This is a genomic window from Shigella dysenteriae, assembly GCF_022354085.1.
GTDB classification, from domain to species: domain Bacteria; phylum Pseudomonadota; class Gammaproteobacteria; order Enterobacterales; family Enterobacteriaceae; genus Escherichia; species Escherichia coli.
In genome coordinates, this window is sequence record NZ_CP055055.1 from 4,978,785 (window position 1) to 4,992,089 (window position 13,305).

The following is a 13,305-nucleotide window of genomic DNA, read 5'->3' on the forward strand; positions in this document are numbered from 1 at the left end:
GAAATGCCTTTTAAACCTTTAGTGACGGCAGGAATTGAAAGTCTGCTCAACACCTTCCTGTATCGCTCACCCGCGCTGAAAACGGCCCGCTCGCGTCTGTTGGGCAAAGTGCTGCGCGTGGAGGTAAAAGGCTTTTCGACGTCATTGATTCTGGTGTTCAGCGAACGCCAGGTTGATGTACTGGGCGAATGGGCAGGCGATGCTGACTGCACCGTTATCGCCTACGCCAGTGTGTTGCCGAAACTTCGCGATCGCCAGCAGCTTGCCGCCCTGATTCGCAGTGGTGAGCTGGAAGTGCAGGGCGATATTCAGGTGGTGCAAAACTTCGTTGCGCTGGCAGATCTGGCAGAGTTCGACCCTGCGGAACTGCTGGCCCCTTATACCGGTGATATCGCCGCTGAAGGAATCAGCAAAGCCATGCGCGGAGGCGCAAAGTTCCTGCATCACGGCATTAAGCGCCAGCAACGTTATGTGGCGGAAGCCATTACTGAAGAGTGGCGTATGGCACCCGGTCCGCTTGAAGTGGCCTGGTTTGCGGAAGAGACGGCTGCCGTCGAGCGTGCTGTTGATGCCCTGACCAAACGGCTGGAAAAACTGGAGGCTAAATGACGCCAGGTGAAGTACGGCGCCTATATTTCATCATTCGCACTTTTTTAAGCTACGGACTTGATGAACTGATCCCCAAAATGCGTATCACCCTGCCGCTACGGCTATGGCGATACTCATTATTCTGGATGCCAAATCGGCATAAAGACAAACCTTTAGGTGAGCGACTACGACTGGCCCTGCAAGAACTGGGGCCGGTATGGATCAAGTTCGGGCAAATGTTATCAACCCGCCGCGATCTTTTTCCGCCGCATATTGCCGATCAGCTGGCGTTATTGCAGGACAAAGTCGCTCCGTTTGATGGCAAGCTGGCGAAGCAGCAGATTGAAGCTGCAATGGGCGGCTTGCCGGTAGAAGCGTGGTTTGACGATTTTGAAATCAAGCCGCTGGCTTCTGCTTCTATCGCCCAGGTTCATACCGCGCGATTGAAATCGAATGGTAAAGAGGTGGTGATTAAAGTCATCCGCCCGGATATTTTGCCGGTCATTAAAGCAGACCTGAAACTTATCTACCGTCTGGCTCGCTGGGTGCCGCGTTTGCTGCCGGATGGTCGCCGTCTGCGCCCAACCGAAGTGGTGCGCGAGTACGAAAAGACATTGATTGATGAACTGAATTTGCTGCGGGAATCTGCCAACGCCATTCAGCTTCGGCGAAATTTTGAAGACAGCCCGATGCTCTACATCCCGGAGGTTTACCCTGACTATTGTAGTGAAGGGATGATGGTGATGGAGCGCATTTACGGCATTCCGGTGTCTGATGTTGCGGCGCTGGAGAAAAACGGCACTAACATGAAATTGCTGGCGGAACGCGGCGTGCAGGTGTTCTTCACTCAGGTCTTTCGCGACAGCTTTTTCCATGCCGATATGCACCCTGGCAACATCTTCGTAAGCTATGAACACCCGGAAAACCCGAAATATATCGGCATTGATTGCGGGATTGTTGGCTCGCTAAACAAAGAAGATAAACGCTATCTGGCAGAAAACTTTATCGCCTTCTTTAATCGCGACTATCGCAAAGTGGCAGAGCTACACGTCGATTCTGGCTGGGTGCCACCAGATACCAACGTTGAAGAGTTCGAATTTGCTATTCGTACGGTCTGTGAACCTATCTTTGAGAAACCGCTGGCCGAAATTTCGTTTGGACATGTACTGTTAAATCTGTTTAATACGGCGCGTCGCTTCAATATGGAAGTGCAGCCGCAACTGGTGTTACTCCAGAAAACCCTGCTCTACGTCGAAGGGGTAGGACGCCAGCTTTATCCGCAACTCGATTTATGGAAAACGGCGAAGCCTTTCCTGGAGTCGTGGATTAAAGATCAGGTCGGTATTCCTGCGCTGGTGAGAGCATTTAAAGAAAAAGCGCCGTTCTGGGTCGAAAAAATGCCAGAACTGCCTGAATTGGTTTACGACAGTTTGCGCCAGGGCAAGTATTTACAGCACAGTGTTGATAAGATTGCCCGCGAGCTTCAGTCAAATCATGTACGTCAGGGACAATCGCGTTATTTTCTCGGAATTGGCGCTACGTTAGTATTAAGTGGCACATTCTTGTTGGTCAGCCGACCTGAATGGGGGCTGATGCCCGGCTGGTTAATGGCAGGTGGTCTGATCGCCTGGTTTGTCGGTTGGCGCAAAACACGCTGATTTTTTCATCGCTCAAGGCGGGCCGTGTAACGTATAATGCGGCTTTGTTTAATCATCATCTACCACAGAGGAACATGTATGGGTGGTATCAGTATTTGGCAGTTATTGATTATTGCCGTCATCGTTGTACTGCTTTTTGGCACCAAAAAGCTCGGCTCCATCGGTTCCGATCTTGGTGCGTCGATCAAAGGCTTTAAAAAAGCAATGAGCGATGATGAACCAAAGCAGGATAAAACCAGTCAGGATGCTGATTTTACTGCGAAAACTATCGCCGATAAGCAGGCGGATACGAATCAGGAACAGGCTAAAACAGAAGACGCGAAGCGCCACGATAAAGAGCAGGTGTAATCCGTGTTTGATATCGGTTTTAGCGAACTGCTATTGGTGTTCATCATCGGCCTCGTCGTTCTGGGGCCGCAACGACTGCCTGTGGCGGTAAAAACGGTAGCGGGCTGGATTCGCGCGTTGCGTTCACTGGCGACAACGGTGCAGAACGAACTGACCCAGGAGTTAAAACTCCAGGAGTTTCAGGACAGTCTGAAAAAGGTTGAAAAGGCGAGCCTCACTAACCTGACGCCCGAACTGAAAGCGTCGATGGATGAACTACGCCAGGCCGCGGAGTCGATGAAGCGTTCCTACGTTGCAAACGATCCTGAAAAGGCGAGCGATGAAGCGCACACCATCCATAACCCGGTGGTGAAAGACAATGAAGCTGCGCATGAAGGCGTAACGCCTGCCGCTGCACAAACGCAGGCCAGTTCGCCGGAACAGAAGCCAGAAACCACGCCAGAGCCGGTGGTAAAACCTGCTGCGGACGCTGAACCGAAAACCGCTGCACCTTCCCCTTCGTCGAGTGATAAACCGTAAACATGTCTGTAGAAGATACTCAACCGCTTATCACGCATCTGATTGAGCTGCGTAAGCGTCTGCTGAACTGCATTATCGCGGTGATCGTGATATTCCTGTGTCTGGTCTATTTCGCCAATGACATCTATCACCTGGTATCCGCGCCATTGATCAAGCAGTTGCCGCAAGGTTCAACGATGATCGCCACCGACGTGGCCTCGCCGTTCTTTACGCCGATCAAGCTGACCTTTATGGTGTCGCTGATTCTGTCAGCGCCGGTGATTCTCTATCAGGTGTGGGCATTTATCGCCCCAGCGCTGTATAAGCATGAACGTCGCCTGGTGGTGCCGCTGCTGGTTTCCAGCTCTCTGCTGTTTTATATCGGCATGGCGTTCGCCTACTTTGTGGTCTTTCCGCTGGCATTTGGCTTCCTTGCCAATACCGCGCCGGAAGGGGTGCAGGTATCCACCGACATCGCCAGCTATTTAAGCTTCGTTATGGCGCTGTTTATGGCGTTTGGTGTCTCCTTTGAAGTGCCGGTGGCGATTGTGCTGCTGTGCTGGATGGGGATTACCTCGCCAGAAGACTTACGCAAAAAACGCCCGTATGTGCTGGTTGGTGCATTCGTTGTCGGGATGTTGCTGACGCCGCCGGATGTCTTCTCGCAAACGCTGTTGGCGATCCCGATGTACTGTCTGTTTGAAATCGGTGTCTTCTTCTCACGCTTTTACGTTGGTAAAGGGCGAAATCGGGAAGAGGAAAACGACGCTGAAGCAGAAAGCGAAAAAACTGAAGAATAAATTCAACCGCCCGTCAGGGCGGTTGTCATATGGAGTACAGGATGTTTGATATCGGCGTTAATTTGACCAGTTCGCAATTTGCGAAAGACCGTGATGATGTTGTAGCGCGCGCTTTTGACGCGGGAGTTAATGGGCTACTCATCACCGGCACTAACCTGCGTGAAAGCCAGCAGGCGCAAAAGCTGGCGCGTCAGTATTCGTCCTGTTGGTCAACGGCGGGCGTACATCCTCACGACAGCAGCCAGTGGCAAGCTGCGACTGAAGAAGCGATTATTGAGCTGGCCGCGCAGCCAGAAGTGGTGGCGATTGGTGAATGTGGTCTCGACTTTAACCGCAACTTTTCGACGCCGGAAGAGCAGGAACGCGCTTTTGTTGCCCAGCTACGCATTGCCGCAGATTTAAACATGCCGGTATTTATGCACTGTCGCGATGCCCACGAGCGGTTTATGACATTGCTGGAGCCGTGGCTGGATAAACTGCCTGGTGCGGTTCTTCATTGCTTTACCGGCACACGCGAAGAGATGCAGGCGTGCGTGGCGCATGGAATTTATATCGGCATTACCGGTTGGGTTTGCGATGAACGACGCGGACTGGAGCTGCGGGAACTTTTGCCGTTGATTCCGGCGGAAAAATTACTGATCGAAACTGATGCGCCGTATCTGCTCCCTCGCGATCTCACGCCAAAGCCATCATCCCGGCGCAACGAGCCAGCCCATCTGCCCCATATTTTGCAACGTATTGCGCACTGGCGTGGAGAAGATGCCGCATGGCTGGCTGCCACCACGGATGCTAATGTCAAAACACTGTTTGGGATTGCGTTTTAGAGTTTGCGGAACTCGGTATTCTTCACACTGTGCTTAATCTCTTTATTAATAAGATTAAGCAATAGCATGGAGCGAGCCTCACCATCGGGTTCGGTGAAAATGGCCTGAAAGCCTTCGAACGCGCCTTCGGTAATAATCACCTTATCACCCGGATAAGGGGTTGCCGGATCGACAATGTCTTTCGGTTTATATACCGATAGCTGATGAATCACCGCCGATGGGACTATCGCTGGCGACGCGCCAAAGCGCACGAAGTGGCTGACACCGCGGGTCGCGTTGATAGTCGTGGTATGAATCACTTCTGGATCAAATTCGACAAACAGGTAGTTGGGAAACAATGGCTCACTGACTGCAGTACGTTTGCCACGCACGATTTTTTCCAGGGTGATCATCGGTGCCAGGCAATTCACAGCCTGTCTTTCGAGGTGTTCCTGGGCACGTTGAAGTTGCCCGCGCTTGCAGTACAGTAAATACCAGGATTGCATAATGACTCTTATCCGTTTAATCGGGGCGCAAGAATAGCAAAAGCTTTACGCTAAGTTAATTATATTCCCCGGTTTGCGTTATACCGTCCGAGTTCACGCTAATTTAACAAATTTACAGCATCGCAAAGATGAACGCCGTATAATGGGCGCAGATTAAGAGGCTACAATGGACGCCATGAAATATAACGATTTACGCGACTTCTTGACGCTGCTTGAACAGCAGGGTGAGCTAAAACGTATCACGCTCCCGGTGGATCCGCATCTGGAAATCACTGAAATTGCTGACCGCACTTTGCGTGCCGGTGGGCCTGCGCTGTTATTCGAAAACCCTAAAGGCTACTCAATGCCGGTGCTGTGCAATCTGTTCGGTACGCCAAAGCGCGTGGCGATGGGCATGGGGCAGGAAGATGTTTCGGCGCTGCGTGAAGTTGGTAAATTATTGGCGTTTCTGAAAGAGCCGGAGCCGCCAAAAGGTTTCCGCGACCTGTTTGATAAACTGCCGCAGTTTAAGCAAGTATTGAACATGCCGACAAAGCGGCTGCGCGGTGCGCCCTGCCAACAAAAAATCGTCTCTGGCGATGACGTCGATCTCAATCGCATTCCCATTATGACCTGCTGGCCGGAAGATGCCGCGCCGCTGATTACCTGGGGGCTGACAGTGACGCGCGGCCCGCATAAAGAGCGGCAGAATCTGGGCATTTATCGCCAGCAGCTGATTGGTAAAAACAAACTGATTATGCGCTGGCTGTCGCATCGCGGCGGCGCGCTGGATTATCAGGAGTGGTGTGCGGCGCATCCGGGCGAACGTTTCCCGGTTTCTGTGGCGCTGGGTGCCGATCCCGCCACGATTCTCGGTGCAGTCACCCCCGTTCCGGATACGCTTTCAGAGTATGCGTTTGCCGGATTGCTACGCGGCACCAAAACCGAAGTAGTAAAGTGTATCTCCAATGACCTTGAAGTGCCCGCCAGTGCGGAGATTGTGCTGGAAGGGTATATCGAACAAGGCGAAACTGCGCCGGAAGGGCCGTATGGCGACCACACCGGTTACTATAATGAAGTCGATAGTTTCCCGGTATTTACCGTGACGCATATTACCCAGCGTGAAGATGCGATTTACCATTCCACCTATACCGGGCGTCCGCCAGATGAGCCCGCGGTGCTGGGTGTCGCACTGAACGAAGTGTTTGTGCCGATTCTGCAAAAACAGTTCCCGGAAATTGTCGATTTTTACCTGCCGCCGGAAGGCTGCTCTTATCGCCTGGCGGTAGTGACAATCAAAAAACAGTACGCCGGACACGCGAAGCGCGTCATGATGGGCGTCTGGTCGTTCTTACGCCAGTTTATGTACACTAAATTTGTGATCGTTTGCGATGATGACGTTAACGCACGCGACTGGAACGATGTGATTTGGGCGATTACCACCCGTATGGACCCGGCGCGGGATACTGTTCTGGTAGAAAATACGCCTATTGATTATCTGGATTTTGCCTCGCCTGTCTCCGGGCTGGGTTCAAAAATGGGGCTGGATGCCACGAATAAATGGCCGGGGGAAACCCAGCGTGAATGGGGACGTCCCATCAAAAAAGATCCAGATGTTGTCGCGCATATTGACGCCATCTGGGATGAACTGGCTATTTTTAACAACGGTAAAAGCGCCTGATGCGCGTTTGTTTTGCCCTATTTATCGATCCGACAGAGAAAGCGCATGACAACCTTAAGCTGTAAAGTGACCTCGGTAGAAGCTATCACGGATACCGTATATCGTGTCCGCATCGTGCCAGACGCGGCCTTTTCTTTTCGCGCTGGTCAGTATTTGATGGTAGTGATGGATGAGCGCGACAAACGTCCGTTCTCAATGGCTTCGACGCCGGATGAAAAAGGGTTTATCGAGCTGCATATTGGCGCTTCTGAAATCAACCTTTACGCGAAAGCAGTCATGGACCGCATCCTCAAAGATCATCAAATCGTGGTCGATATTCCCCACGGAGAAGCGTGGCTGCGCGATGATGAAGAGCGTCCGATGATTTTGATTGCGGGCGGCACCGGGTTCTCTTATGCCCGCTCGATTTTGCTGACAGCGTTGGCGCGTAACCCAAACCGTGATATCACCATTTACTGGGGCGGGCGTGAAGAGCAGCATCTGTATGATCTCTGCGAGCTTGAGGCGCTTTCGTTGAAGCATCCTGGTCTGCAAGTGGTGCCGGTGGTTGAACAACCGGAAGCGGGCTGGCGTGGGCGTACTGGCACCGTGTTAACGGCGGTATTGCAGGATCACGGTACGCTGGCAGAGCATGATATCTATATTGCCGGACGTTTTGAGATGGCGAAAATTGCCCGTGACCTGTTTTGCAGTGAGCGTAATGCGCGGGAAGATCGCCTGTTTGGCGATGCGTTTGCATTTATCTGAGATATAAAAAAACCCGCCCCTGACAGGCGGGAAGAACGGCAACTAAAACTTTATTCAGTGGCATTTAGATCTATGTCGCATCCGGCATTCGGCACACGATGCCTGATGCGACGCTGGCGCGTCTTATCAGGCCTACATTGGTGCCGGATCGGTAGACCGGATAAGGCGTTCACGCCGCATCCGGCAAGTGGTTAAACCCGCTCAAACACCGTCGCAATACCCTGACCCAGACCGATACACATCGTCGCCAGACCAAACTGAACGTCTTTGTGTTCCATCAGATTCAGCAGCGTGGTGCTGATACGCGCACCGGAACAACCCAGCGGATGACCCAGCGCGATCGCACCACCGTTGAGGTTGATCTTCTCGTCAATCTGCTCAATTAGTCCCAGATCTTTAATACATGGCAGGATCTGCGCGGCAAAGGCTTCATTCATTTCAAACACGCCGATATCACTGACAGAAAGCCCCGCTTTTTTCAGCGCCAGTTTCGAGGCCGGAACCGGGCCGTAACCCATAATCGATGGGTCACAACCAACGACCGCCATCGAACGCACACGAGCGCGCGGCTTAAGACCTAATTCATGGGCGCGGCTTTCACTCATCACCAGCATGGCAGCTGCGCCATCGGAAAGTGCAGAAGATGTGCCCGCCGTTACCGTACCGTTTACTGGATCAAACGCCGGACGCAGCGTGGCGAGGGCTTCCACGGTGGTTTCCGGGCGAATCACTTCGTCGTAATTAAACTGCTTCAGGACGCCGTCGGCATCGTGACCACCGGTCGGGATGATTTCATTTTTAAATGCGCCCGACTGCGTGGCGGCCCAGGCGCGGGCGTGTGACCGCGCGGCAAAGGCATCCTGCATTTCACGGCTGATACCGTGCATACGCGCCAGCATTTCTGCCGTTAAGCCCATCATGCCCGCCGCTTTGGCGACATTGCGGCTCAGGCCAGGGTGAAAATCGACGCCGTGACTCATCGGCACATGGCCCATATGCTCCACGCCGCCAACCAGACATGCCTGCGCATCGCCGGTCATGATCATTCGTGCTGCGTCATGCAGTGCCTGCATGGATGAACCACACAAGCGATTGACAGTAACCGCCGGGACAGAGTGCGGCACTTCTGCCAGCAGCGCCGCGTTACGGGCGATATTAAAACCCTGCTCCAGCGTCTGCTGCACACAACCCCAGTAAATATCGTCGAGGGCCGCCGCTTCCAGCGCCGGGTTACGCGCCAGCAGGCTACGCATTAAATGAGCGGAGAGATCTTCCGCACGCACGTTACGAAAAGCACCGCCCTTCGAACGGCCCATCGGGGTGCGAATTGCATCGACAATGACAACCTGTTCCATTGTGACTCCTTAAGCCGTTTTCAGGTCGCCAACCGGACGGGCTGGCTCAACCGGGGGATAGTACGGTTCGTTATGACGCGCTTTATTACGCAGACCTTCCGGCACTTCATACAGCGGGCCGAGGTGCTGATATTGCTGTGCCATATCGAGGTATTTTGCGCTGCCGAGGGTGTCCAGCCAGCGGAACGCGCCGCCGTGGAACGGAGGGAAGCCCAGGCCGTAGACCAGCGCCATATCCGCTTCTGCCGGAGTGGCGATAATGCCTTCTTCCAGACAACGTACCACTTCGTTGACCATCGGGATCATCATGCGGGCGATAATCTCTTCTTCGCTGAAATCGCGCTTCGGCTGGCTCACTTCTACTAGCAGGTCGTCAACAGCGGCGTCTTCTTCTTTCTTCGGCTTACCTTTGCTGTCTTCTTTATAACGCCAGAAACCGAGGCCGTTCTTCTGACCAAAGCGGTTGGCATCAAACAGCGCGTCGATGGCATCGCGATAATCTTTCTGCATCCGCTGCGGGAAGCCTGCTGCCATCACCGCCTGAGCGTGATGCGCGGTGTCAATGCCCACAACGTCCAGCAGATATGCCGGACCCATAGGCCAGCCAAACTGTTTTTCCATCACTTTGTCGATCTTGCGGAAATCCGCGCCGTCGCGCAGCAACTGGCTGAAACCGGCGAAATACGGGAACAGCACGCGGTTGACGAAGAAGCCGGGGCAATCGTTAACCACAATCGGCGTTTTACCCATCTTGCTCGCCCAGGCGACGACTTTCGCAATAGTTTCGTCGGAGCTTTTCTCGCCGCGAATAATTTCCACCAACGGCATTCGGTGGACCGGGTTAAAGAAGTGCATCCCGCAGAAGTTTTCCGGACGTTCCAGCGCGTTGGCCAGTTCGCTGATAGGAATGGTTGAAGTGTTAGACGCCAGCACGGTATCCGGGCGTACTTTTTGTTCGGTTTCTGCCAGTACGGCTTTTTTCACTTTCGGGTTTTCGACAACCGCTTCTACCACAACATCCACGCGGTCAAACCCGGCGTAGTCGAGCGTTGGGTGGATTGTAGAGATCACGCCAGCCAGTTTCAGACCATCGATCTTGCCGCGCTCAAGCTGCTTGTTCAGCAGTTTCGCGGCTTCGGTCATGCCGAGGGTTAACGACTTGTCGTTGATATCTTTCATGACAACCGGCACGCCTTTCCACGCAGACTGGTAAGCGATGCCGCCACCCATAATGCCTGCGCCCAGCACGGCGGCCTGTTTCGGCGTTTCAACGTCTTTGGTGAGTTTTTTCGCTTTGCCTTTTACATATTGATCGTTAAGGAAAATACCGACCAGTGCGCGAGCTTCGTTGGTATGCGCCAGCGGGACAAAACTTTTGTTTTCCAGGTTTAAGGCTTCTTCACGACCAAAACGGGCCGCAGCTTCAATGGTTTTTACTGCGGTGATGGGGGCCGGATAATGTTTCCCCGCCGTTTGTGCGACCATCCCTTTAGCGATGGTGAAGCTCATGGTAGCTTCAATCTTGCTCAGTTTTAGCGGTTCCAGCTTCGGCTGACGTTTCGCTTTCCAGTCGAGGTCGCCGTTAATGGCCTGGCGTAAAATCGCCATCGCCCCTTCAATCAGTTTTTCTGCTTTGACTACGCCATCCACCAGACCGATTTTCAGCGCCTGGTCCGCGCCGACATCTTTACCGGCGGCAATGATTTCCAGCGCACTGTCAGCGCCCAGCATACGTGGCATACGTACAGAACCGCCAAAGCCCGGCATGATGCCCAGTTTGGTTTCCGGCAGACCGATGCGCAGATCCGGCGTCGCCAGACGGTAATCGGTCGCCAGCACGCATTCGCAGCCACCGCCCAGCGCATAGCCATTGACGGCAGCAATGGTCGGCACCGGCAGATCTTCCAGGCGATTAAACACGCTATTGGCAAAATGCAGCCACTGGCTTAACTGTTCTTCGGGAACGAGGAACAGAGACAAAAATTCGGTGATATCGGCACCGACGATAAAGGCCGCTTTGTTCGAACGCAGCAGCAGCCCTTTTAGATCTGATTGCTGTTCCAGCACGCCGATGGCCTCGCCGAGGCTGGCGACGGTCGCAGTGTCGAGTTTATTAACTGAACCTGGGGCATCAAATACCAGTTCGGCAATGCCATCTTCCAGCCAGTCAAGGTACAGGGTGTCGCCTTTGTAAAGCATGTCAGTCTCCTGAATCCGCAAGGTGATCTGGTCGTACCAGATGAGTCGAAGTGTGTATTTTGTGTTAAAAATATGCAAATAAAAGATTAAAGAAATGCCGATCTGATCACGCTCGGCAGAAATCACGCTCTGGATGAACGATGTGCTAAGATGCGGAGACTTAAGGTCAAAAAAACAGAAGGGTAAAAAATGGAATCACTGGCCTCGCTCTATAAAAATCATATAGCTACCTTACAAGAACGGACTCGCGATGCGCTGGCGCGCTTCAAGCTGGATGCGTTACTTATTCACTCCGGCGAGCTGTTCAATGTTTTTCTCGACGATCATCCCTATCCGTTTAAAGTGAACCCGCAATTCAAAGCGTGGGTGCCGGTAACTCAGGTGCCAAACTGCTGGTTGCTGGTGGATGGCGTGAACAAGCCGAAACTGTGGTTTTATCTGCCGGTTGATTACTGGCACAACGTCGAACCGCTGCCGACCTCCTTCTGGACTGAAGATGTGGAAGTGATCGCGCTGCCGAAAGCCGATGGCATTGGTAGCCTGCTGCCTGCTGCGCGCGGCAATATCGGTTATATCGGTCCGGTGCCGGAGCGTGCGCTGCAACTGGGTATTGAGGCCAGCAACATCAACCCGAAAGGGGTTATCGACTACCTGCATTACTATCGCTCCTTCAAAACCGAGTACGAACTGGCCTGTATGCGTGAAGCGCAGAAAATGGCGGTCAACGGTCATCGTGCGGCAGAAGAAGCGTTCCGTTCTGGCATGAGCGAGTTCGATATCAACATTGCCTATCTGACCGCGACCGGTCATCGTGATACCGACGTACCTTACAGCAACATTGTGGCGCTTAACGAACACGCTGCGGTGCTGCATTACACCAAACTGGATCATCAGGCGCCGGAAGAGATGCGCAGCTTCCTGCTGGATGCTGGGGCCGAATATAACGGCTATGCCGCTGACCTGACCCGTACCTGGTCGGCAAAAAGTGACAACGATTACGCACAGCTGGTGAAAGACGTAAATGATGAACAACTGGCGCTGATCGCGACCATGAAAGCTGGCGTTAGCTATGTGGATTACCACATCCAGTTCCATCAGCGCATCGCCAAATTGCTGCGTAAACATCAAATCATCACCGATATGAGTGAAGAAGCGATGGTCGAAAACGATCTCACCGGACCGTTTATGCCGCACGGTATCGGCCATCCGCTGGGCCTGCAGGTGCATGACGTCGCCGGTTTTATGCAGGATGATAGCGGTACGCACCTCGCGGCACCGGCAAAATATCCGTACCTGCGCTGCACCCGTATTCTCCAGCCGGGCATGGTGTTAACCATCGAACCGGGTATCTACTTCATTGAATCGCTACTGGCACCGTGGCGTGAAGGGCAGTTCAGCAAGCACTTCAACTGGCAGAAAATTGAAGCACTGAAACCGTTCGGCGGCATTCGTATCGAAGACAACGTGGTGATCCACGAAAACAACGTGGAAAACATGACCCGGGATCTGAAACTGGCGTGATGGAAAGCTGGTTAATTCCTGCGGCACCGGTCACGGTCGTTGAAGAGATCAAAAAGAGCCGCTTCATAACGATGTTGGCGCATACCGATGGCGTTGAGGCGGCGAAAGCGTTTGTTGAATCGGTGCGGGCAGAACACCCCGATGCCCGGCACCATTGCGTGGCGTGGGTCGCGGGTGCGCCGGATGATTCTCAACAGCTGGGTTTCTCTGACGACGGGGAGCCGGCGGGAACGGCAGGTAAACCGATGCTCGCCCAGCTAATGGGCAGCGGCGTCGGGGAAATTACCGCTGTGGTAGTGCGCTACTACGGCGGCATATTGCTTGGCACCGGTGGGTTAGTGAAAGCGTATGGCGGCGGCGTGAATCAGGCGCTGCGCCAGCTAACGACCCAACGCAAGACGCCATTAACCGAATATACTTTGCAATGTGAATATAGTCAGTTAACCGGCATTGAAGCGTTGCTGGGGCAGTGTGACGGCAAAATTATCAACAGTGATTATCAGGCATTCGTTCTGCTGCGGGTGGCGCTTCCGGCGGCGAAAGTGGCTGAATTTTCCGCAAAGCTGGCGGATTTTAGCCGTGGTTCATTGCAATTGTTAGCGATTGAAGAATAATCCCCACT

General features: G+C 53.3%; 13 protein-coding genes. 10 read left to right on the top strand and 3 right to left on the bottom strand.

The window, feature by feature from the left end; all coding sequences use genetic code 11:
- Window positions 1-3: 3 nt before the first annotated feature.
- From ubiJ to tatD, 6 genes are all read left to right on the top strand, one after another.
- A complete protein-coding gene (gene ubiJ, locus HUZ68_RS23750; RefSeq protein ID WP_001309097.1) occupies window positions 4-609 on the top strand; it encodes a ubiquinone biosynthesis protein UbiJ in 606 nt (201 codons plus the stop codon).
- The gene (ubiB, locus tag HUZ68_RS23755) at window positions 606-2,246 is read left to right on the top strand and encodes a ubiquinone biosynthesis regulatory protein kinase UbiB (protein WP_000187543.1); all 1,641 of its coding nucleotides are present in this window, start codon (window positions 606-608) and stop codon (window positions 2,244-2,246) included. The genes ubiJ and ubiB overlap by 4 nt, the downstream gene beginning before the upstream one ends.
- 78 nt (window positions 2,247-2,324) lie before the next feature.
- Window positions 2,325-2,594 carry a Sec-independent protein translocase subunit TatA gene (tatA, locus tag HUZ68_RS23760; protein WP_001295260.1) on the top strand — a complete coding sequence of 90 codons (270 nt, stop codon included), beginning with the start codon at window positions 2,325-2,327 and terminating at the stop codon, window positions 2,592-2,594.
- A gap of 3 nt (window positions 2,595-2,597) precedes the next feature.
- Window positions 2,598-3,113, top strand: a complete 516-nt coding sequence (gene tatB, locus HUZ68_RS23765) for a Sec-independent protein translocase protein TatB (RefSeq protein ID WP_000459594.1) — start codon at window positions 2,598-2,600, stop codon at window positions 3,111-3,113.
- A 2-nt stretch (window positions 3,114-3,115) separates the two neighbouring features.
- Window positions 3,116-3,892 carry a Sec-independent protein translocase subunit TatC gene (gene tatC, locus HUZ68_RS23770; RefSeq protein ID WP_000109943.1) on the top strand — a complete coding sequence of 259 codons (777 nt, stop codon included), beginning with the start codon at window positions 3,116-3,118 and terminating at the stop codon, window positions 3,890-3,892.
- Between the two features lie 41 nt (window positions 3,893-3,933).
- On the top strand, window positions 3,934-4,716 hold the full coding sequence (gene tatD / locus HUZ68_RS23775) for a 3'-5' ssDNA/RNA exonuclease TatD (protein ID WP_001301305.1): 783 nt from the start codon (window positions 3,934-3,936) through the stop codon (window positions 4,714-4,716).
- On the opposite strand, the gene rfaH is transcribed toward tatD, so the two are convergent.
- Window positions 4,713-5,201 carry a transcription/translation regulatory transformer protein RfaH gene (gene rfaH, locus HUZ68_RS23780; protein ID WP_001192396.1) on the bottom strand — a complete coding sequence of 163 codons (489 nt, stop codon included), beginning with the start codon at window positions 5,199-5,201 and terminating at the stop codon, window positions 4,713-4,715. The two genes, tatD and rfaH, sit on opposite strands and share 4 nt — an antisense overlap.
- 166 nt (window positions 5,202-5,367) lie before the next feature.
- On the opposite strand from rfaH, the gene ubiD reads away from it, so the two are divergent.
- Together ubiD and fre are read left to right on the top strand one after the other, a co-directional pair.
- On the top strand, window positions 5,368-6,861 hold the full coding sequence (gene ubiD / locus HUZ68_RS23785) for a 4-hydroxy-3-polyprenylbenzoate decarboxylase (protein WP_000339804.1): 1,494 nt from the start codon (window positions 5,368-5,370) through the stop codon (window positions 6,859-6,861).
- Window positions 6,862-6,906: 45 nt separating this feature from the next.
- A complete protein-coding gene (gene fre, locus HUZ68_RS23790) occupies window positions 6,907-7,608 on the top strand; it encodes an NAD(P)H-flavin reductase (RefSeq protein WP_000209826.1) in 702 nt (233 codons plus the stop codon).
- A 191-nt stretch (window positions 7,609-7,799) separates the two neighbouring features.
- Here the strand turns inward: fre and fadA are convergent, their stop codons facing one another.
- Complete coding sequence (gene fadA, locus HUZ68_RS23795) at window positions 7,800-8,963, bottom strand: acetyl-CoA C-acyltransferase FadA (RefSeq protein ID WP_000438736.1); 1,164 nt, start codon at window positions 8,961-8,963, stop codon at window positions 7,800-7,802.
- A gap of 9 nt (window positions 8,964-8,972) precedes the next feature.
- Window positions 8,973-11,162, bottom strand: a complete 2,190-nt coding sequence (gene fadB / locus HUZ68_RS23800; protein WP_000965909.1) for a fatty acid oxidation complex subunit alpha FadB — start codon at window positions 11,160-11,162, stop codon at window positions 8,973-8,975.
- Window positions 11,163-11,351: 189 nt separating this feature from the next.
- Here fadB and pepQ point away from each other — a divergent pair, with 189 nt between their 5' ends.
- Window positions 11,352-12,683, top strand: a complete 1,332-nt coding sequence (pepQ, locus tag HUZ68_RS23805; protein WP_000444561.1) for a Xaa-Pro dipeptidase — start codon at window positions 11,352-11,354, stop codon at window positions 12,681-12,683.
- Window positions 12,683-13,297, top strand: coding sequence for an IMPACT family protein (locus tag HUZ68_RS23810; RefSeq protein ID WP_001296979.1), 615 nt, complete (start codon window positions 12,683-12,685; stop codon window positions 13,295-13,297). The genes pepQ and HUZ68_RS23810 overlap by 1 nt, the downstream gene beginning before the upstream one ends.
- The last annotated feature ends 8 nt before the right edge of the window (window positions 13,298-13,305 follow it).

What these genes read in the sequence shown, in the direction of transcription:
- ubiJ (WP_001309097.1), top strand. Translation starts at nt 4, where the DNA reads ATGCCTTTTAAACCTTTAGTGACGGCAGGAATTGAAAGTCTGCTCAAC.
- ubiB (WP_000187543.1), top strand. Translation starts at nt 606, where the DNA reads ATGACGCCAGGTGAAGTACGGCGCCTATATTTCATCATTCGCACTTTT.
- tatA (WP_001295260.1), top strand. Translation starts at nt 2,325, where the DNA reads ATGGGTGGTATCAGTATTTGGCAGTTATTGATTATTGCCGTCATCGTT.
- tatC (WP_000109943.1), top strand. Translation starts at nt 3,116, where the DNA reads ATGTCTGTAGAAGATACTCAACCGCTTATCACGCATCTGATTGAGCTG.
- tatD (WP_001301305.1), top strand. Translation starts at nt 3,934, where the DNA reads ATGTTTGATATCGGCGTTAATTTGACCAGTTCGCAATTTGCGAAAGAC.
- rfaH (WP_001192396.1), bottom strand. Translation starts at nt 5,201, where the DNA reads ATGCAATCCTGGTATTTACTGTACTGCAAGCGCGGGCAACTTCAACGT.
- ubiD (WP_000339804.1), top strand. Translation starts at nt 5,368, where the DNA reads ATGGACGCCATGAAATATAACGATTTACGCGACTTCTTGACGCTGCTT.
- fre (WP_000209826.1), top strand. Translation starts at nt 6,907, where the DNA reads ATGACAACCTTAAGCTGTAAAGTGACCTCGGTAGAAGCTATCACGGAT.
- fadA (WP_000438736.1), bottom strand. Translation starts at nt 8,963, where the DNA reads ATGGAACAGGTTGTCATTGTCGATGCAATTCGCACCCCGATGGGCCGT.
- fadB (WP_000965909.1), bottom strand. Translation starts at nt 11,162, where the DNA reads ATGCTTTACAAAGGCGACACCCTGTACCTTGACTGGCTGGAAGATGGC.
- pepQ (WP_000444561.1), top strand. Translation starts at nt 11,352, where the DNA reads ATGGAATCACTGGCCTCGCTCTATAAAAATCATATAGCTACCTTACAA.
- HUZ68_RS23810 (WP_001296979.1), top strand. Translation starts at nt 12,683, where the DNA reads ATGGAAAGCTGGTTAATTCCTGCGGCACCGGTCACGGTCGTTGAAGAG.